Origin of the sequence: Mesorhizobium sp. (assembly GCF_005063415.1) — a bacterium.
Classification (GTDB): domain Bacteria; phylum Pseudomonadota; class Alphaproteobacteria; order Rhizobiales; family Rhizobiaceae; genus Mesorhizobium.
The window spans coordinates 1-273 of sequence record NZ_SUEG01000010.1; the positions used below are offsets into that span (position 1 = coordinate 1).

The 273-nt window shown below is 68.1% G+C and carries 1 protein-coding gene; it reads right to left on the reverse strand.

Features of this window, described 5'->3' with window-relative positions; genetic code table 11:
* Positions 1-273, reverse strand: a 273-nt coding sequence (locus E5W70_RS04970; RefSeq protein ID WP_292654673.1) for a homocysteine S-methyltransferase family protein, incomplete at both ends; no start/stop codon positions are given.

Below are 273 nucleotides of genomic sequence, written 5' to 3' on the forward strand. Positions count from 1 at the left end.
GCCCGTATGGGTGTCGTGGGCGCTTTCCGAGGCCGCGGTGACGGCGGCGCGCGCCTCTTCGGCCGACGCCATGGTTTCGCACAGAAACAGATCGACGCCGTCCGCCTGCTCGGCAACGATGCGGCGATAGATGTCGAGCGTATCCTGGAACGATATCGTCAGCGCCGGCGCATAGCTGCCGAACAGCGGCGACAGGCAGCCGGCGATCGCCGCGTCGCCGGCCTGGTCGCGTGCTTGCCTTGCCAGTTCGATGCCGCGCTTCTGCAGCGGCTT